This is a genomic window from Leptospira yanagawae serovar Saopaulo str. Sao Paulo = ATCC 700523 (assembly GCF_000332475.2).
In the GTDB taxonomy this organism is placed as follows: domain Bacteria; phylum Spirochaetota; class Leptospiria; order Leptospirales; family Leptospiraceae; genus Leptospira_A; species Leptospira_A yanagawae.
The window spans coordinates 111,814-130,340 of sequence record NZ_AOGX02000008.1 but is presented as its reverse complement, the minus strand read 5'-3'; the positions used below and the strand labels follow the sequence as shown (position 1 = coordinate 130,340).

General features: G+C 38.5%; 16 protein-coding genes and 1 pseudogene. 8 read left to right on the top strand and 9 right to left on the bottom strand.

Features of this window, described 5'->3' with window-relative positions; translation table 11 throughout:
* Positions 1 to 85: 85 nt before the first annotated feature.
* The 4 genes and pseudogenes from LEP1GSC202_RS01085 to LEP1GSC202_RS20455 form a co-directional block, all read right to left on the bottom strand.
* Positions 86 to 1,888 (bottom strand): methyl-accepting chemotaxis protein, encoded by a 1,803-nt coding sequence (locus LEP1GSC202_RS01085; RefSeq protein ID WP_015676004.1) that lies wholly within the window; start codon positions 1,886 to 1,888, stop codon positions 86 to 88.
* Positions 1,889 to 1,940: 52 nt separating this feature from the next.
* Complete coding sequence (locus LEP1GSC202_RS01080) at positions 1,941 to 4,109, bottom strand: adenylate/guanylate cyclase domain-containing protein (RefSeq protein WP_015675913.1); 2,169 nt, start codon at positions 4,107 to 4,109, stop codon at positions 1,941 to 1,943.
* Positions 4,106 to 4,786 carry a M48 family metalloprotease gene (locus LEP1GSC202_RS01075; protein ID WP_425256007.1) on the bottom strand — a complete coding sequence of 227 codons (681 nt, stop codon included), beginning with the start codon at positions 4,784 to 4,786 and terminating at the stop codon, positions 4,106 to 4,108. The genes LEP1GSC202_RS01080 and LEP1GSC202_RS01075 overlap by 4 nt, the downstream gene beginning before the upstream one ends.
* Positions 4,787 to 4,899: 113 nt before the next feature.
* Positions 4,900 to 5,059: pseudogene (locus LEP1GSC202_RS20455) on the bottom strand (M48 family metalloprotease); the annotation flags it as partial.
* On the opposite strand from LEP1GSC202_RS20455, the gene LEP1GSC202_RS01070 reads away from it, so the two are divergent.
* A complete protein-coding gene (locus tag LEP1GSC202_RS01070) occupies positions 5,027 to 6,385 on the top strand; it encodes a hypothetical protein (protein ID WP_015675711.1) in 1,359 nt (452 codons plus the stop codon). The pseudogene LEP1GSC202_RS20455 and the gene LEP1GSC202_RS01070 sit on opposite strands and share 33 nt — an antisense overlap.
* Positions 6,386 to 6,491: 106 nt before the next feature.
* Entirely contained in the window at positions 6,492 to 8,000 is a 1,509-nt protein-coding gene (locus LEP1GSC202_RS01065; RefSeq protein WP_015675801.1) for an OmpP1/FadL family transporter, read from the top strand.
* A gap of 1 nt (position 8,001) precedes the next feature.
* On the opposite strand, the gene LEP1GSC202_RS01060 is transcribed toward LEP1GSC202_RS01065, so the two are convergent.
* Genes LEP1GSC202_RS01060 through LEP1GSC202_RS20350 form a run of 3 tightly spaced genes read right to left on the bottom strand, consistent with a single transcriptional unit; the run spans position 8,002 to position 12,057 of the window.
* Entirely contained in the window at positions 8,002 to 8,904 is a 903-nt protein-coding gene (locus LEP1GSC202_RS01060; RefSeq protein ID WP_015675994.1) for a patatin-like phospholipase family protein, read from the bottom strand.
* Between the two features lies 1 nt (position 8,905).
* Positions 8,906 to 10,156: a C40 family peptidase gene (locus tag LEP1GSC202_RS01055; RefSeq protein WP_015675779.1), complete on the bottom strand. Its 1,251-nt coding sequence runs from the start codon at positions 10,154 to 10,156 to the stop codon at positions 8,906 to 8,908.
* A gap of 26 nt (positions 10,157 to 10,182) precedes the next feature.
* On the bottom strand, positions 10,183 to 12,057 hold the full coding sequence (locus tag LEP1GSC202_RS20350; RefSeq protein ID WP_015675714.1) for a patatin-like phospholipase family protein: 1,875 nt from the start codon (positions 12,055 to 12,057) through the stop codon (positions 10,183 to 10,185).
* Between the two features lie 138 nt (positions 12,058 to 12,195).
* Here LEP1GSC202_RS20350 and ruvA point away from each other — a divergent pair, with 138 nt between their 5' ends.
* A complete protein-coding gene (ruvA, locus tag LEP1GSC202_RS01045; protein WP_015675763.1) occupies positions 12,196 to 12,795 on the top strand; it encodes a Holliday junction branch migration protein RuvA in 600 nt (199 codons plus the stop codon).
* On the opposite strand, the gene LEP1GSC202_RS01040 is transcribed toward ruvA, so the two are convergent.
* Together LEP1GSC202_RS01040 and LEP1GSC202_RS01035 are read right to left on the bottom strand one after the other, a co-directional pair.
* The gene (locus LEP1GSC202_RS01040; RefSeq protein WP_156825322.1) at positions 12,796 to 13,401 is read right to left on the bottom strand and encodes a hypothetical protein; all 606 of its coding nucleotides are present in this window, start codon (positions 13,399 to 13,401) and stop codon (positions 12,796 to 12,798) included.
* Positions 13,402 to 13,463: 62 nt separating this feature from the next.
* Positions 13,464 to 15,008, bottom strand: a complete 1,545-nt coding sequence (locus LEP1GSC202_RS01035) for a restriction endonuclease (protein ID WP_015675941.1) — start codon at positions 15,006 to 15,008, stop codon at positions 13,464 to 13,466.
* Positions 15,009 to 15,034: 26 nt separating this feature from the next.
* On the opposite strand from LEP1GSC202_RS01035, the gene LEP1GSC202_RS01030 reads away from it, so the two are divergent.
* Genes LEP1GSC202_RS01030 through LEP1GSC202_RS01010 form a run of 5 tightly spaced genes read left to right on the top strand, consistent with a single transcriptional unit; the run spans position 15,035 to position 18,492 of the window.
* Complete coding sequence (locus LEP1GSC202_RS01030) at positions 15,035 to 15,610, top strand: hypothetical protein (protein WP_015675863.1); 576 nt, start codon at positions 15,035 to 15,037, stop codon at positions 15,608 to 15,610.
* Positions 15,610 to 16,281 carry an ABC transporter ATP-binding protein gene (locus tag LEP1GSC202_RS01025; RefSeq protein WP_015675730.1) on the top strand — a complete coding sequence of 224 codons (672 nt, stop codon included), beginning with the start codon at positions 15,610 to 15,612 and terminating at the stop codon, positions 16,279 to 16,281. The genes LEP1GSC202_RS01030 and LEP1GSC202_RS01025 overlap by 1 nt, the downstream gene beginning before the upstream one ends.
* Positions 16,282 to 16,285: 4 nt before the next feature.
* Entirely contained in the window at positions 16,286 to 17,182 is an 897-nt protein-coding gene (locus LEP1GSC202_RS01020) for an ROK family protein (protein WP_015675891.1), read from the top strand.
* 1 nt (position 17,183) lies between these two features.
* The gene (locus LEP1GSC202_RS01015; RefSeq protein WP_015675969.1) at positions 17,184 to 17,528 is read left to right on the top strand and encodes a histidine triad nucleotide-binding protein; all 345 of its coding nucleotides are present in this window, start codon (positions 17,184 to 17,186) and stop codon (positions 17,526 to 17,528) included.
* 4 nt (positions 17,529 to 17,532) lie between these two features.
* Positions 17,533 to 18,492, top strand: a complete 960-nt coding sequence (locus tag LEP1GSC202_RS01010) for a lysylphosphatidylglycerol synthase transmembrane domain-containing protein (RefSeq protein WP_015675909.1) — start codon at positions 17,533 to 17,535, stop codon at positions 18,490 to 18,492.
* Positions 18,493 to 18,527 lie beyond the last annotated feature (35 nt).

Sequence of the window (18,527 nt, the reverse complement as noted above, 5' to 3'; positions counted from 1 at the left end):
CCAGAATTGGTGATATTGCAAATAAAAAACCACAACGTATATCGCTCTTTTTTTTTAATCTCTTACTACAATTTAATTTAGAAACTTAAATCTTAAAAAAATCTATCGTTTGTCTTAAGTTAGATGCCTTTCCAGACAAAGCAGCACAAAGTTTATCGATATCACTGACAAACTGATTTAAATATTCAGTTCCTTCTGTTATACTTGCGATACTTTTTGCAAGTTCTTCCGAAGTACTTGCTTGTTCATTTGTATTTTGTTCAATTTCCATAGCTGAAATCGTTAATTTTTCAAAACTCTTCTTTACATTTTCGATTAGCTCCAATTGTTTTTTTGTCATTTCAGTGGATTGTTTGATTAGGTCGATTGTGGTGTGAACAGAATTTCCAATTTGTTGAAATGTTTTTTCAGTATTGGAAACCGCAAGTCTTCCAGATTTCGTAGAAGTAGATGCTTTGGACACTGCTTCCAAAATTCGTTTTGTATTGGAAAGTGTTTGTTCACCAAGTTTGGAAATTTCGCTTGCGACCACTGCAAAACCGCGTCCCGCATCCCCTGCCCTCGCAGCTTCAATTGCAGCATTGAGTGATAATAGTCCTATTTTATCTGAAATTTCACCGATCACTTGGATGACATTCGAAGTATGATCAACACTTGATTCAATTTCAGACATGGCAGCAAGGGTAGACAACAATGCTTTTTGCCCTAGTTTTGTTTCCTCTTCCATTTGTTTGGTTTCATTCTCAGTTAAACTCATTAAATCATGAATGGATACAATGGAAGACTCCATTTTGAGAACTAAATCTTTTGCTTCAATTGTGATATCATTTTGTTTTTTGGCTCCAAAAGCAGTAGAACGAATGCTTGCAGACATTTCTTCCACACCGGCAGACATTTCTTCCGAAGAAGATGCCTGGTCCATCATCGCTTGTGTTAAACCTTGTGTTTGCGTTGCGATTATTTTCGCATCTGCGTTCACCTTATCTGATCCTTCTATGACAACAGAAGTGATTTTACGAATGTTTAAGATAAATGAATTTAAAGAAATGGATCCATGCCCCAACTCATCTGTCGAAATGATTGGAACGGACTCGCGTAAATCACCACTTGCCAATTCTTTATACCGAGTGGCCATTTGGATGGTGTTAAACTTCATTGCCTTAACAAAAAGGGATGTTAAGACAAAAATGTTCACCGTAATAAATGCTGCCATAAGGAGCAATGTGAGTTCCGCATTTTGTAATTGAATGAACTTGGTGACTTCCGCAACCAATAGGTAACCCAATGCAGTTAAAGTCATACTAAACACAGCAGACATAGTAAAAAAAATTCGTGCATAAATTCCAACTTTAGGAATTGTATGCGCTTCCAAAGGCAAATCTTTTAGTTCTTTCATTACCAATACTTCTGAAACCAAAAGCTCAGTGAGAAAAAAATGAGACACACCCAATACTGGATAAATCAGTATCGGCAAAATCGCATAAGGTAGGTATTCTACAAGAGTGGGTGAAAAAAATTGAAAGGTAACAAAGGCCGCCAATGGAATCCCAAAAGACCATTGTACTAAAAAATACAAAGAATTCATTTTTGGAAACTCAAGTAGTTGTAATTTGATTTTTTGTTTTTCGTTTAAATTTAAATGTTGGAAAAAGTCTGGAATTGTTTTTCGTAACAGTGTTTTTAAACGAAAAAAACGAACTGTTGGAACAATATAGGAAGTGAACAGCGCGATTGTCGCACCTAAAACAACTAACAATGACTTATCGAATGAATACATACCACCGATAATGATAAATAACACAGCGGTAGGAACAGCAAGCACCGCTGTAAGTAATTCTAAACCTATTGTCAACCGCCAACATATGGCTTTTACTTTCGCTTCATCCATTCTACAAAATCCTTATCTGGACAGTGAAAAAAAAAGATATTAGTGTATAGTATTATTTAGAAGTACGTGTATAAACACCATTCCAATCGACAGGTGGTGGGTTTTGGAAAAGACTTTGGCAACGTTTGATCAGTAATTGACTGCTCACATCATCTTTTTGGTATATTTTAGAAACATTCTGAAAATGTTGGATGGCCGTTTCCCAATTACGAGCCAAATACATTTCAAATCCCAATTCATACTCTCGTTCTGCTTGCCTCATCACATCTGTTACATCTTTTTGTAATGATTCTAAACTATAAATTTTGACGGGTGCTTCTTTTCCTTTTACACGGATCCAATCCAAAAATCGAAAATGGAATTCATCTTTGCAAACAGATTCGATGTTTTCAGAAGCTAAAATGGATACTCCATAATCCTTTGCTGCGGCCTCTAACCTTGCTGCTAAATTTACACTATCACCCATCATGGTATAAGAAGCCAAACTATCAGTTCCCATAAATCCTACTTTCGCCAAACCACAGTTAATTCCTATCCGAAAAACCATAGCACGTGCGAGAGGGGTATATTCATTATTTTGATTCCATTTTGATCGAAGTGTTTCGAGTTCAGATACCATCTCCAATGCAGATTTACATGCCATTTTCGGATGATCCTTATATTGGATGGGTGCACCAAAAATACCTATAATTGCATCACCTATGTATTTATCCAAAGTTCCCGAGTTGGATTTTAAAACATGTGTCATCGCCGATAAGTATTCATTTAGTAGTTTAGCAAGATCTGTTGCGCTTAATTCTTCACTGATCGAAGAAAAACCGGCCACATCTGAAAAAAATGCAGTGATCTCCCACTCTCCACCTTTTTTGAGAGAATCCATATTTTCAAGAGCTACACTGACAACACCGGGGTCTACTAAGTTTCGTAAGATATGATTGAACTTTCGTTTTTCCTTACCTTCTGTGTAGGTTAAGTATGCAAATCCAAGTAAATAGGAAATGGGAAATCCCAATACAAAAGAATAGGTGGAGATCACATAATCCATTCTGTATAAAAAATAAAATAATCCAACAAACATAGATATGGCGATGATCGGATATAAATTCTTTAAAAGATGCCATTGGTTGATAAAAAGGATTAATACTCCGATAAATAAAACCAAAATAGTAAACGTGATACCATATGATTCTGGTAATTCTTTTAACAAATGGCCTTCTGTTAAATTCGAAGCAAAAACTGCTTGGGCTATGACTCCCGGAAACAATCCGTGAGGAGTCACTACATCATCATGGGTCGCAGCAGCGGATGTACCAATCAAAACAATTTTGTTCTCAAATAAACTAGGTGGGACAAGTAATTCATTGGGATCTTCAATTTCCCCAGAATTTAATTTTTCCAAGGATTCAATCATTCCAGCAGCAGAGTAACGTGGGATATTCCGTAATTCCTCTTCCGTATAAAAATAGGCCCGGACCATCCCATCTTTTCCTAAAGGGAGTACACGTTTCGAATTTTCCTTTGTTAAAACGAGATTGGAATCCATCGTCTGAATTTGGTAAGGTTCTCCTAAGGCAAACGCTTGTAAGGCAAGGGTAGGAAAATACAAACCATTCCACATAACCACAGGAGAAAATCTCCTTAAGATACCATCACTATCTGCCCTTACATTTACCACATGGATCATAGGTGCCGTTTCTCCTATGTTTCCGATAGGAAACGATGCATTTTCATATTTGGGAAATGTAAGTTTTGTTTCTAAATTGACATGAAATTTTTTACTGATTTCATCAATGCCTTGTCTAGGAATCACAATCCCACCATCTCGGAAGTTTGCTGCATGTGAAATTCCCCCCAAACTCTCGTTTGCTGTTACAATTGCATCATCGTAATCAGATCTTTCGGTAAACATGATATCGATGATTGTGATTTTGGGTGGTGTGAGTAATTTCGTATAACTAATTAATGTTGGATATATATGTCGTTTCCATGGCCACTGCCCCAATTCCGGATGGTCTGCATATTTTGCAATGCTCAGTTCATCGATATCGATGATGACAATGTCTTTTGAAAAAAAATGATGGGAAGGTAAGATATGAAAAAAAGCTTCAGATAGTTTTCGATCTAGTGTTGTTGATAACCGAAAAAATGAAATGAAGGTCGTGAGAATCGCAGGGATCACTACCATAAGTACGAATGGGATGTAAATTTTGTTTTTCATCATTTTGGGATTCTATTCTTAAATTCACTCCACCTGTCCACGACAAGTGGGGCACTATCAATGGATACGGTAGATTCAATAAACACTAGTTTTGCGATCCTTGTCGAGGTTTCAGGGTGTGTTTTTTTTAAGAGATCAGCACCTTCTGCTTTTGACATAACATTCAAATAAATTGACAATCCCAAAGGAGAATACCCAACTTGTGAAACAAGTCCAACTGCCGCTTCATCTGCTTCCAATTCAACTTTGGCATCACGGCCAGTCTCAAAAAATTGTTTTTCCATTTCTCCAATCGCTGTAGCCATTGCAGTATTTACGACTTCACTCCCAGGTGGAGTTAATAGTCCAGACAGAATGTCTATAAATACATTAGATTCCGTGAATTCTCCATTATGAAACAAAATCACGTGACCCATCTCATGGGCAATGATCCCTGCAAGTTCAGCTTCCGTTTGGATTTTTTTTAAACTACCAGTTGTTAAAAATAAATAACCACCGGGACAAGAAAACGCATAGATTTCATTCGATTCAATCACACCAACACGAAATTCCAAATCCTTCCTTGAAGAAACAGAACCAAGTTTTGTGGCAATAGAATTGAGATAACGTGTGAGTTCTAAATCACGAACCAATGAATACCGTTTTAATAACCTGGCTGCAAGGGAACGACCCAGTTTCACTTCCGCTTTCGTCTCACCTAACACTGATAAATTTTGATTACTATTTTGGTTGGGAATTAAATTCGTTTCCCGATCCTTATTTTGGTTTTGTTTGGTTGCATTTGATTCGATCGTTAAGGGAACAGACTCAAGCCAACGCAATGATTCGAAGTCATACAAATCCCCTTCTCCCCTTACTCGCATTTTTTGTGTTTCGGAGAGTCCTCTAGCAGCAGCTGTCTTTGTAAAATCGGAAGCCCTTTGCCTAGCGACAACGGCTTCACTGGAATTGGTGCCAGTTTACAAACAAAAAACAAATCATCAAAAATTGCTTTTTCAAATAAAGGAATAGCACAGGACACTTTGGACTATGGTTTTACTGGACAAAACTTTTTAACCGAAGGAACGGGGATTGTTGCGGAAATCTTACGAGACTCCAAAAAAGATTTAGTACTCATCAGTGGATCCTATTCAATTGCAAAAGCAAGTCCTGGAGTTTGTATCCCTGGAGGCACTTCCACTGTGCGCATCACACAAGCGATGGAAGACGAATTTTTAGAAGGGATTGAAAGGCTTGGACTCAGTGCTGAAGAAGCAAGAGGGGAACTTGTTAGTTTGCAAAACGAAGGTTTGTTACCCTTCATTGGACAAGCTGTGCCAACTCCAGCCATGGTGTACCGAAACTTAAGTAATAATGAATATGATATTGAGGTGGAGTATTCTTTTGCGGATGCACTTGGCACACCGCAACCTTGCCCCGCTAATAACAAATTCCAAAAGAGCATCAAGTTCAAAAACGACAAATCAAAAGTATTTAGTTCCATCAGTCGTTCTTTGAAGGTATTTGGTATCTCGCTTAGTGTAGATGCCTCAATCACCTATATCACCCAAGAAGGAAAAAAAGACAAAGCCATCCTCAATATCAAACAAGTTACATCTGGTTCGGGCAATACAGATAAATCAACTACCAGATTTACCTTTGAAGAATGTGCGAACGATACAAATGCCAATGCGAACAATTGTGTGACTCTCAATTATAGCAATGTTTATGATGATGTCGCCGGTAATAAAATTACCACTTCCGTAAAAGGAAGAACCAATGATTTCGGTGGTTATGTACTCACGGAGTACATCGATAATGCGGAAGACTATGAATACTACATGGCAGAAGCATATGACTCAGAAGGGAATATCGTATACTTTGCAGTAGATTATTATGAAAATTCACCATATTATAATGTTTACGAAGAATTAGGTTATGCAGAACCCGAAATCTACGGAGATTTCATTGAAACGGAATATACATTTGAATGGGATGTTTACGTAGATTTTACTATGACTCCTCTTCCAAACGGAGGCATCGGTGTAGGAGCCTTTGATGAATACGATGCTTTTGTCATTATGCCAGCTGGAGTAAACCCAAATGACTTCCCTGATGAATACATTGGTTGGGGTGAATTTTATAATAATGTCAACAGTGGTGGTCCAGTTTATTATATAGATTTTTACGGAACTGCGGATCAAATCCCAACTGCAGTCATATGGCGCTATAGCGTTGATGCAAATGGAAACGAAGTTTATGACGATACTACAATCACAAATTCGATATATCAACTTTAAATAATTTTAGAAGAATACATTCATCAACAATATCGTCCCAAGAACTTATATGTCAAATATGAACAATCAACATCTACAAACCTTCACGAAAAGTATATAAAATCTTATGTTAAAAAAACCCTGCCAGAACCCAAAAAGTTTCAAACAATCAAAAACTATCATTTGGTTTTTCCTTCAATTGTCATTTTTACCTGTTTTGATCAGTCTTCCGTTTTCTCTTTTTGCTTCCGAACCGTTTCACAACTTACATGGGTTTTATGGTGAAAGAGCAGCTGGTCTTGCTGGTGCTTTTACCGCTATAGCTGATGACCCATCAGGAGCGTATTACAATCCAGCAGGACTTGGGTTCACCCATAATGATGGAATTTCCATATCTGCCAGTAACTTTAAAGATGTAAAACGAAGTTATATCAATATTGACACACCTGGACAAAGGTACAACCAAACACACCAAGGATTTGATCCGAATTTTATTGGACTTCTTAAAAACTTTGACAGATGGAAATTTGCATTTTCAATCGTAAATACATATAATTATTCTTACAATCGAGTAGACCAAGTAAATTACCCACTTGTTTCTCCTTCAATCAATTCCACTAGGAATTATACAAAAGAACGATACAACCAACTCCTTGTTGGACCAAGTTTAGCATATCTTGTAAACGACAAACTCTCACTTGGTGCTACACTTTATTACATGAATGATACCAAGGAAGCTTCTAGGACCCAATTCCAACAGTTTTCGGATTTGAGTTATGTGATGCGGTCCTATGTCGATAACAGAAAAACAACTGGCATTATGCCAGTCCTTGGCATCCAATACCAACCCAACCCAAAAGTATCACTGGGAATGAGTTACCGTAGGATTTTTGTTACAGGTGGGGATAGGTTGTACAATGAAGTGTATGCTGATTCCACAAGAAGGCCTGGAACATCAGCCATTGATTTCATTGAAGGTACGGGGGAAAGTGCCTCCTCCATCGAACAAGGTGTCCTCACTCAAAAACCAAAACTCATCACATCCATCCCTCAAACATCGGAAATGCGATTTGGTGTGGCCTTTTTTCCAACAGCAAGATTTCTCGCATCCTTTGATGTGATCCATACTTCTGGTTATAAAGTAAGAAGGAACCAAAATGAAATTAGCACTTTCGGAAGGCGGGTCACCTATACAATCAATGACACTGAAGTAAGAGAACTCACCCGTTATTCCACTACCAATTTTGCCGCAGGAATGGAATATTACCTAGCTGACACCTTTGCTGTGCTAGGTGGAATTTATACCAACGAACCCAACACAAAACCAATCTCATGGACAGAATCAGCTGTGGATTTATACTTACAAAATACAATTGGAAACCAAGTTTCCCAATCCTCTGGGGATACAAGTGTCATTTATAAGGTGGCAAGGTCTGGAACCAACCCAAGAAACGAATACTCACGGAATCGGGGTTTGAGTTTAGGATTTTCTTGGGTAACATCAAAATCTTCAGTTTCCGTCACTTATATCCGCGAACTCGGGTATGGCAATTCCAGAATTGATCCTAATTCACTAGCCCAATCTTTTGAATACAGTGCTCATTCGATTTATATAATGGTGAGTTCCAGAAACTAAATCACTTCTTAGATTTGGACTTCGTTTCAAAAAACTCTTTTGCGTCGGCATACCCTTGTGCCAAAAGAGTTTCCGCTTGTTCTTTCTTAAAATTCAAAATACTGCCAAGACCTAACATTTGTTTCGGCGCAATCACTGAAATTTTTGCTTTTGTAAATTGAGTACGCAAACTCAAGAAAAAATTCTCAATGGATGTTAACCCATCCATGACAGATTTCCTATACTCCAATCCTTGTTCCACACTACGATATGATCCTAACAAATAGAGTTCAAATAACCGTTCCAATGCTTCGTCTTTGGTCACTGGAGTTTGCATAATCGTTGAACTACCAACGGGCGAAAGTAGAACCACAACAATATCAGATGCCTCATGAGTGAGTGCCGGTAAAATAGGAGTATTTGCCATCACTCCTCCATCCCAATACGGTTCCCCCTCAATCAATTGCCAAGGAAATATCATGGGGATTGCGGAAGAAGCAAGGATATGTTCGATTTGCAGTTTAGGATTTTCAAAAAACCGAAGTTCTGAACTGAGAATATTGACAGCAGAGATGATCACTTTTGTTTTCGTTTGGTTTAACTTAGTAAAATCCAAATGTTCGTGTATGAATTTTTTAAGGGGATATGTTTCGACTAGGGGGTAATATTTCCTACGAAAAAAACCTTTGATCATATTCCATATCGAATAACGCATGATATGTTTTTGGTTTAACTGTAACCATAAATCAGTTAATTGTTTGGAATCCATACCAGAACCAATGGCACATGCATTGATTGCACCAACAGAAGTGCCACAAATGATGTCTGGTTTCCAATCAATTTCTTCTAAATACCGTAATACTCCTGCTTGGTAGGCACCTCTTGCCCCACCACCTGACAATACTAAAGCTTTCTTTTTTGCCATTTTATTTACCGCTTACAAAAATATCTCGTCCGGTTACGTAACGTTCTTTCCACCATTTTTCATTGAGTGATTGAATGACAACCCCTCGGCTTGTGGATGCATGGATAAAATTTCCATTATCTAAGACAAGACCTACATGAGTGATTTTTTTTGTATTGGGAGAAGCAGAAAAAAAGACTAAATTGCCAATCTGCTGTTTTTCTCGAGAAACAAAGTTTCCAATCGATGCTTGGTCTCTTGCTGAACGAGGGATGGCCTTATCCTTCATTCCAATTTTGGCATCTGTAAGGATGGACTTGGTGAGACCTGAACAATCAATGCCTCTTTTGGAATATCCACCATAAAGGTATGGTGTTCCAATCCATTGCCTTCCCACTGGATCCACAAGTTTTCGTTTGGATTCATGTTTTTCTGGTGGGATGTCCAAACTTGTTTGTTCTTCCATAAAAATCAAACTGGGATCCAGTTTTGGTCTTTCCTTTGTGATCCAATTCCCTTCTTCATTCCAAATGATCTCTGTTCGACGGTTTGAAACTTTAAAATCAGAAATGGAGTTTTTGCTATTTAAGATGGATAAAGTATCTTCGAGCACCACATTCCATTTTGCATCCTCCTGCGAACCTTTGGCACCAGCTTTGATCTCCATTAAAAGTTTTTTTTGTTTTTCAGGATTTAAACCCATTACTTTATTTGGTAATATTTTTTCCAAACGAACAAACACCAAATCAGAATTAGGCTCTAGTTTTCGAAGAAATACATACATCCTTCCTGCGACAAAAATGGTATCACCTGTCCAACGTTTCTTTTTTGCCAATTGGAAAAATTTGAATACCTCTTCTTCGGGGACTTGGCTTACCGTCATCTCACGATAAAATTTTCCGAGGAATGGGATTTCTGACTTCGTTGGTTTTGCGGTAATGAAATAGGGAATCAAATCTTCTACTTCTTCCCATTCATATCCGTGGTCTTGTAAAATAACAAATCGTTCCACTTCTAAAGCAAACTCATCAGGAGGCATGGATTCAAATACTGCCCATACACGAAGGGATTCTATGGTATCTTGGATTTGTTTTTGATTGGCCCGGTCTCCTAATTTTTTACGGATTTCATTTCGAATGAGTAAGGTTTCTTGTTTGTTGTATCCTGATTTGAGTAAACTTTCTAAGTTTTGAGAGTGCAAAAGAAATGGAAAAAGAAAAACCAAAAGGAAAAACAATCGGTTTGTCAGATGGAAAGAAAATTCTGAAAACATGATCCAATGAGTAGACTGAGAATCCTTCATTGTAAAGAAGGATTTATGAATTTCTCGCGGTTCATTTTGATTTTCTCAACCGAGGAAATGTATCCTAGTTCTATCAATCGTTCATAAGCAAACCAGTCGAGTAATCCAAAATTATTCGTTGGAATTTGCAAAAATAAATCTGAGATTTTTTCTGTTTGGCGGATCCTTTCCCTGCTAGATGCCAAAATGGAACGAATGATGATATCGCCAATAGGAGGGAATTTTGGTTTCATCAAATCTTGGAAATTGATAAGGTTTGTCATCTGAAAGAATGGATTGGTCATGACTCCAGGCCGATTCGGATCAAAATAATCACAAAGTTCACGGTCTTGGTCTGGGTAAATATCACCAAACACATCAACTGAGATCACCTTTCCAACTCCGCGTTCTTTTAAAGCAATGCCAGGCACATTGTCGAGTACTCCACCATCTACATACACAATGCCTTCATTGATAAAAGGAGGAACCACTCCAGGGATTGAAGTACTTGCTCGAATGGCTTTCCACAAACTTCCTCTTTCTTGGACTAAGATTTCTGAATGGGATAAGTCGGTTGCAATCGCAAAATAAGGAATCCATAAATCTTCAATTTGGATCTCACCAAAAAACTCTCGGATGGCTTCTGTGTACTTACGACCGGTTGTGAGTGATAAAACGGGTATTGTGTATTCATTCAACAAGTCTCTTGTTACCCAAAATTCTTTCGCTTTAGCTTTACTTGCTTCACTTGATTCTCCCATCGCAATGAGAGCAGAAAAAATTGCACCGGCACTCGTCCCAGAAACCATATCAATGGGAATTGAATTTTCTTCTAAGGCCTTTAATACTCCCAAATGAGCAAACCCTTTTGCTGCACCTCCTCCGAGGGCAAGTCCAATGGATTTTCCAAGTAAACCCCTTCCCAAACGTTCCCAGGTATCCATTCGGTCCATATGGACATGGAAATGGCGTTCGTACCTTCGTTTTTCTAAATGTCTGATGGTACCTGTGATCACCGAATTTCTGTCTGGTTGGATTAAAACCAAAACATGTTTTCTGTCATTAAACTTACGTTTGTCGATAAATGCTTCTAATTCGATACAACTTGGTGTTTCACCTGCATCTTTGATGTAAACAAAACTATCGGATTGGCGGAGAGCTCTTTCGGCAAAGGAGCTGATATTATTTCCATCTTTTAAAATATAAAAGATATAATCATATTCTGCTTCAATTTGTGTGAAAAATCGAATGATCCATGGCTCTCTGCCTGCTTCTTCTAATTTATCTAGCTCTTTTAATCGTTCGTTAAACATGGATTCGTCGACAACATAAAAAGAACCATAACGTAAAAAAACAAGACCTAAGTAATGGACCACATCTAAAATAGTTTTTTCAGGAAGAGATGACAATAGAGAAAATGTTTTTGCTTGTGGCACAAATGGTTTCGAATCTGTTTTTGCATGCGCAAGTCTTTCTGCTATGATTTTTGTGATCTGTAAAAGACTTTCTGGGTATTTGATTAAAATGGATAGTGCCACTTCTCTTGGTACTCGGATGAGTTCCGAATCGCGTACAGCTTTTACCGTTGCAGACCGCTTTTCACCGGTGAACAAACTCAGTTCACCAATGATATCAAGTCGTTTGAATTCACCACTGTCTCGTAAACTTCCATCCGCACTTCGTTTTTCATACCGAAGTTTCCCTGCGGCCAAGATATACAAATCATTCCCAACGGAATTTTCTAAAAATAAGACCTCTCCCCCTTTTAAAAATTCTCTTACGGTATGGTCCATCATTTCCCGTAGAACCGAATGTGGGAGATTTTTGAATAAATCCGCCAAGGTGAGATACTGGGCCAGGGCAGGATTTTTTGATTTTCGAATCCGTTTCACAACATCTGTTTTTAACGCCAGTTTTTAAAAATTACAAGTAACCTTTTGACAATTGATCAAACTTGGAGAGGATTCTTTAAAAAAAAAGAAGAGTAGTCATAAATCTTCCCCCCTTACAATAGGATAGAAGAAGTTTTTATGATAGCTAGTTTACGTGGGAAATTACTCCAATTAGAAATTGATCGCCTTGTAGTTGAAGTATCTGGTGTGGGTTATGAAGTGATGATTCCCTTTCCCCTCCATTTAGAGTGTAAAGATAAACTTGGACAAGAAATTTTTATCCATACCTACCACTCCATTACAGACCGCGCACAACGATTGTTTGGTTTTGCACAAAAAAAAGATAGAGAATTATTCGAACTTATCAAATCTCTGCATGGAATCGGAGAACTCACAGCTCTAAAAATTTTATCCTTTTTCCAAGCAGATGATTTGTACCAAATTGCCAAAGCAGATGATAAAAAAACCTTAGAAAAAATTCCCAAAGTCAAAGGGAAAACTTCAGAAAAAATTCTTTTTGAGATCAAACAAAACCTTAAAAAATTCGAAATCTTTTTAAACGAAGGTAATACTGAAGCCAACATCGTTGATCGGGAAAACGATTTGGCAACACTTGCTCTTATCCAATTGGGTTTTGATGAAAAAACTGCCACCAAACAAGTATCAGATGCAAAGAAAAACCATCCGGGCCTCAGTGCTTCTGATATCGTAAAACAAGTGATCACCGGAACCAAATGATTAAAACATACGGTGTAAATACCAGGTGTTTTTGATTTTGATAAAATTTGGATTGATGAGATAACGTTCTAATTTCGGATCTTTTGGAAATCTGAATTTTATTTCAACCTCTTCACTCGATCCAATATAAAAATCCAAAACCACAGTTTCAGCCTGAACAAATACATCGCGGATGGTTAAATTCCCACTACTTCCTTTTTTTTGGTTTAGTTTCGTTTGGTTAAAATAATACAAGGCAAAGTATCCATCAGGGTCTCTTAAATCCTCTTCTACTTCCTGAACGGTCCAATACCCTTTTGCATCGACAAATAAACCTGTCTCTTTTTCAACAAAGGATAACAAATGTTGTAAGTGCCCCTCACACAAATCCAGTAACAATTGTTTGGTCACAAACAAAATCATGGTTTTGTCAAAATTGGAAATTCCTTTGCCATAAGTAGCACCCAATAACACCGGAAATGGGCACTGGGTTTTAGAATTTTGGTTTGTTATGTCTTTCGAATGAACTTCTTTTGAAGAAGGAATGGAAACAGGGCTTTCTACGTGTTTGGAATTTGCACATCCAAAAGAGAGGCTAAATATAAGGAAAAAAATAATCCGTTTCAAACAAAAACTGCGAAACAAATGATGAATACAGACGGAAACTATGTTTTGGAATTGAATGCACATTACATTGTTTTATTGAGGAGATCCTCAAACAAATCCCCTGAATACATTTCAAGAGCACCATTACTAGCGGAGATGATTTTTTTCCCTGCTTCTGTGACATCAAAATTGCCGATGACATACCCTTTGGTGGCACCTAAGTCTTCCATTTGGTTTGTCATCTCTCGTAAAAATACATCCGATACTTTGGCATCCTTCCACTTTCGCACCCGAAACAAAGCACGTTTGTTCACATCTTCCTTGGAAGACGCAAGTAAATTGACTCCGTCGGCTTCAGGATTTGAAATTTCTTTTGTCACTCGGTATCCAAGGCTCATCACCATTCGTGTAGCTTGGTTTTTAAAATTGGTTCCAGGTAAACTGATAAATTTTTCAAATTTATCTAAGCCTAGCATATCCAATTTGGATGTTAGTTTTTTCCCATTTTCATCTACCATTCCCTTGATGTTAAATGGTTTCGATGAACGCATCCCACTTAACTCAAAATAACGAGAATTAGGGAATATATTCACAGATAATAAATTCAATTCACGAGTTAGATCATATTCATGGGTCAACGATTCAACGGTTCCCGTTCCCCGTTCCAATCGGTATTTTAAATTCGCGAGGGCAATCACATCAGGATCATCCAATCGTTCCGCTTCTGCTTCGATTAGATATTCCGCTCCTTCTTCATACCTACCCATATAAGTTGTGATCATCGCAAAATGGATGCTACACTCTGTGATTTCACTTTGCCATGCATTCAGTTTTGCCATCTCAAGGCATAACCTTCCATACTTCAAGGCCTCTGGGAAATTTTGCATGAGGATAGCTTCTGTCATAAGGAACTGGAATAATGTAAACCTGACAAACTCGTCATCGATTTGTTCACTGATGGCAATGGCAGTTTTCACTGCTTCTTTGTGTTTGTTTTCCCTGGAAAGAGAAAGGGCATACAAAAATCCAGAGACAGGAGTTTTTTCGAGTTTATAAGCTTTTTCAAAATACTCTCTTTCCTTACCCCCACCTGTGACCCCAGAGATGACACCTTTGGCAATGTAAAACGATGTGAGATTTATTTTTTCTTCTGGGATCCGGGAAAAAAAATGGTCCGCAATCTTGAATTCTTTTTGTCCGAGTGCCATAAACCCCAATCGGATACAAGCAATGGGATTGGAACGGTCTGTTTGGAGGGTGTCGAGGTAATGGAAAAATGCCTCTTCAAAAAAATCTTTGTTATAATAAATCTCAGCAATGCGGTTCGAAACCGTGACAGGATCAATTTCCTTATTGTAACGATTGTTTTTTTTGATGATTTCGAGGTGTTTGGCTTCGTTTAAGGGGTCATTTTCCATGGCATAAATTTTTGCCATCACATAATGACCATACGGGTTTTGGTGGTCTTCTTCCAATTTTTCCCGTACAAGGGCCCGTGCATCTAGAAAATTCCCTAAAGTCGCAAGACTTAAGGCTTTTGCATAACTATCCCGCCTTTGACCAATGACAAAGGTCAAAAGAAAGCCAAGCATAATCACAGCGGCTCCAACAAAGATAAAAAATGCCAAATTCGAATCCTTCCTAAATTCCTATTTTGGTTGGTAAAAAAGAGTCTTACGTCAATTCTGTCCTGGAAGTGATACAACTCACCTACATTTCGTTTGCTCTTCGACTTCTCACAAGAGATCGTCTCTATTCCTTGGCCTATGGCCTTGTGGGAACCCTTGTTTTTACTTTCCTCGTACTTGCGGTACGGATCCACTTCCATTTGTATGCGGGAGTGTCTCTTACTAGTATCGTTTCCTTTGACAAGTCTCCTCAGATTCTTTTTTACGCCACAAGCTTTGCACTCATGACTTTATTTTTCTTCCACTGCCTGCACGCACTCGGAGATATCGGTGTCATGATGGCAGTGGGTGGGAACCGAATGGGCTGTATACTCCTCCATTCTTTGTCCTTATTTTTCCTATTTTTACCTAGTTTTCTCTTTTCGATTTTGATCAATTTGAGTTTTTTACCCCCGCCACCTGATTTTGGTATCGTCGGAGAATTAAAATCCGTTTTCACCTGTTTGGTGCTTTATGTGTTTTTAGGAATCCTTGTTTCGTTCCCAACGGTTGGGATTAGCACCTTTATGGACCCCTACAAGTCCATTCGGAGGCAGAAATAATGTTACTTCGGGTCCATAACCTCACCAAACGTTTTGGAAAAGAAGAAGCCGTGAGTTCGGTAAGCTTTGATGTGAACCAAGGGGATTATGTGGCCATCATTGGGCCTTCTGGATCAGGGAAAACCACCCTGCTTTCGATGTTAACAGGGATGTTATCACCGACAGAAGGGGACATTTTGTACGACCAAATCAAACTCTCTCAAATTTCCAAACAAGAGTTAGCGGAGATCCGTGCAAGAGACCTTGGACTCGTTTTCCAGTTTTCGGAACTTGTGGGTAACTTGACGATCAAAGAAAATATCCTCCTCCCTGCCCTTTTTACGAAAAAGTTTTCAAATGATGATTATCTCCGAAAATGTGATTACCTCATCGAACATTTGAAATTGGGAGACATCCAAAATTCTTTGCCAAGGACCTTATCAGGTGGACAAATCCAAAAAGCCGCGATCGCAAGGTCTCTTATCAATGATCCTGCCATTCTTTTTGCCGATGAACCTTCTGGGGATTTGGATCCAGAAAATAGTTATTTAGTACAATTGTTACTAAACGAATACAATAAACGAAACCATTCCATCATCCTTGTCACTCACGATATGAAACTTGCCTTTGATGCCCAAACCGTTTATGAAATGAAAAACGGAAGGTTCGAACAAGTAATCAAGGGAGAGTGAGGTTTTGAAACATGCGATCGGCGTTGATATTGGTGGTGGGAGTATCCGAGTTTCTCTTTTTGATGGAACAGGAAACGAACAAAAATCAAACCTATCCAAAACTCCTGACCACTTAGACAATGATTTGTTTTTAAAAACATTAACGGAAACCATCCGCCCACTGGCAAAAGATTGTATTGGGATTGGAGTTGGATCACCTGGGCCTCTCAATAATGAAACTGGTACGTTACTAAAAAGTGCAAACATGCAGGGATTACAAAATGTTCCAATCAAACAAACGTTAGAAAAGGAATTTTCTTTACCTGTATATTATGAAAATGATGCCAACTGTGCAGCACTTGGTGAAGCCTATTTCGGAACTTACAAAGGTTGCGAATCCCAACTCATCCTCACGTTAGGAACAGGTGTGGGTGGTGGGTTTGTCAAACAAGGTGAATTATATACAGGTTTTTTAGGTAACGGGATTGAGATTGGCCACACAACATCTGTTATCGGAGGTGCACTCTGCGGATGTGGAGCGAAAGGTTGTGTAGAAAGTTATTTTTCTACCAAAGGGTTTCTCAATCGCTATTTTGAAACTACGAATACAAAACTCACCGATGCAGAATCCTTTTTCCAACTCGTAAGAACAGAAAACAAAATTGCAAAAGAAATCCTCCATTTTGGTACCTTAGCTTTAGCACATGCCGTTCGCGGAGCCATCCATCTTTTGAATCCAGAAGCAGTAGTATTTGTCGGAGGGATCACAAACTCCTATGATTTGTTTGGAGAACTTTTAGAAAACGAAATTCGTTCCAATATATTTTCGGTTCTCAACGAACGATTAAAACTTGGAAAAGGCCGGAATCTTTCTGGAACATTGGGAGCCGCATCCCTAGTCTTTGCAAATAAGAAGGTTTGATATGGAAAATTGTATCTTTTGTAAAATCATTCGAGGGGAGATACCTGCAAAAAAAGAATACGAATCGGATTCTATTTTTGTATTCCATGACATCACCCCTCAAGCACCCATCCACTTACTCATTATACCGAAACAACATATATCCAGTATGAATGAAATTGGAAACCTAGATCCAAAAGTAACGAGTGAAATCTTTCAAGTGATTCCAAAACTTGCAGAAAAAAATGGAATTATGGAGAAAGGATATCGGGTTGTGAACAATTGCGGAAATTATGGAGGGCAAACAGTTGGGCATCTACACTTTCACCTGTTAGGTGGAAGGCATATGGTATGGCCACCAGGTTAATCACATGAAAAAGTTATTATTTGGAATCATCGTATCTGGCGTTGCCATTTATTTTTTGCAGAAAAATTTTGATCTCACTGAATTCCAACGTTTGGAAGGCAAAATCAATTGGTGGATTTTTCCCTTACTCATTTTGTCAAACCTTTGGGCCTTTGTACCCTTTTCCTTCCGTTGGTTCCATCTCCTAGAGAAAAAAATCACGTTCACACAATCCTTTTCGACAGCCATCATTGGTGTGGGATTAAATATGGTTCTCCCAGCGAGAGGTGGCGATTTGGTTCGCCTTCTCATGAACAAACGAGATTCGGATTTACCTCTTACTCATTTGTTAAGCCGAATTTTTTTGGAGAAAGTAATGGATTTAGGAGCTGTTGTTGTGATTGGAGCTACAGCCCTATTTTATATGGGCCTTGGGCAATCCAAAAACCTAAGTTTACTCCTAATTTCTAGTTTAGTCATCGTCGGAATGTTAGTTGGTCTTGTGCTAGTTAAGTATTTTTTACCAGTACTGCGGACACTCCTTATGAAAACGTTTTCAATTGTCGGCAAAAAAGCATTGTATGAAACCAAACTCGACCACCACTTAATCGAATTCTCGGAATTTTTACAAGGTGATAAATTGGTGAAACCTTTGGCTTATTCCTTACCTACATGGGTTTTAGGTTACGCTGTTTCGTATTATTTGGCCGGGATGCTCATCGGAATGCCGATTCGATTTCCGGAAGCTTTACTCTTTATGTTCCTCGGAGGAATGGGTGTGGCGATCCCTTCTGCTCCTTCTGGGATTGGAGTTTTCCATGCTGCCATCATTTCTGGTTTTATCATTTTAGGAAGGGATCCGGGAGAAGGACTCGTGTATGCGACGGTTGTTCATTTAACACAATTTCTCATCACGACAGTACTTGCTTTATTTGCGTACGCCTACTGGCGGTGGGCACACCAAAAAAAAGAAATATCGATATAAATTTTAAACCAAAACATTTCCATCCCCGATCTAAA

Excerpts from the sequence above, each read along its gene's own strand:
- LEP1GSC202_RS01085 (WP_015676004.1), bottom strand. The coding sequence starts at position 1,888 with ATGGATGAAGCGAAAGTAAAAGCCATATGTTGGCGGTTGACAATAGGT.
- LEP1GSC202_RS01080 (WP_015675913.1), bottom strand. The coding sequence starts at position 4,109 with ATGATGAAAAACAAAATTTACATCCCATTCGTACTTATGGTAGTGATC.
- LEP1GSC202_RS01065 (WP_015675801.1), top strand. The coding sequence starts at position 6,492 with ATGTTAAAAAAACCCTGCCAGAACCCAAAAAGTTTCAAACAATCAAAA.
- LEP1GSC202_RS01060 (WP_015675994.1), bottom strand. The coding sequence starts at position 8,904 with ATGGCAAAAAAGAAAGCTTTAGTATTGTCAGGTGGTGGGGCAAGAGGT.
- LEP1GSC202_RS01055 (WP_015675779.1), bottom strand. The coding sequence starts at position 10,156 with ATGTTTTCAGAATTTTCTTTCCATCTGACAAACCGATTGTTTTTCCTT.
- ruvA (WP_015675763.1), top strand. The coding sequence starts at position 12,196 with ATGATAGCTAGTTTACGTGGGAAATTACTCCAATTAGAAATTGATCGC.
- LEP1GSC202_RS01025 (WP_015675730.1), top strand. The coding sequence starts at position 15,610 with ATGTTACTTCGGGTCCATAACCTCACCAAACGTTTTGGAAAAGAAGAA.
- LEP1GSC202_RS01015 (WP_015675969.1), top strand. The coding sequence starts at position 17,184 with ATGGAAAATTGTATCTTTTGTAAAATCATTCGAGGGGAGATACCTGCA.
- LEP1GSC202_RS01010 (WP_015675909.1), top strand. The coding sequence starts at position 17,533 with ATGAAAAAGTTATTATTTGGAATCATCGTATCTGGCGTTGCCATTTAT.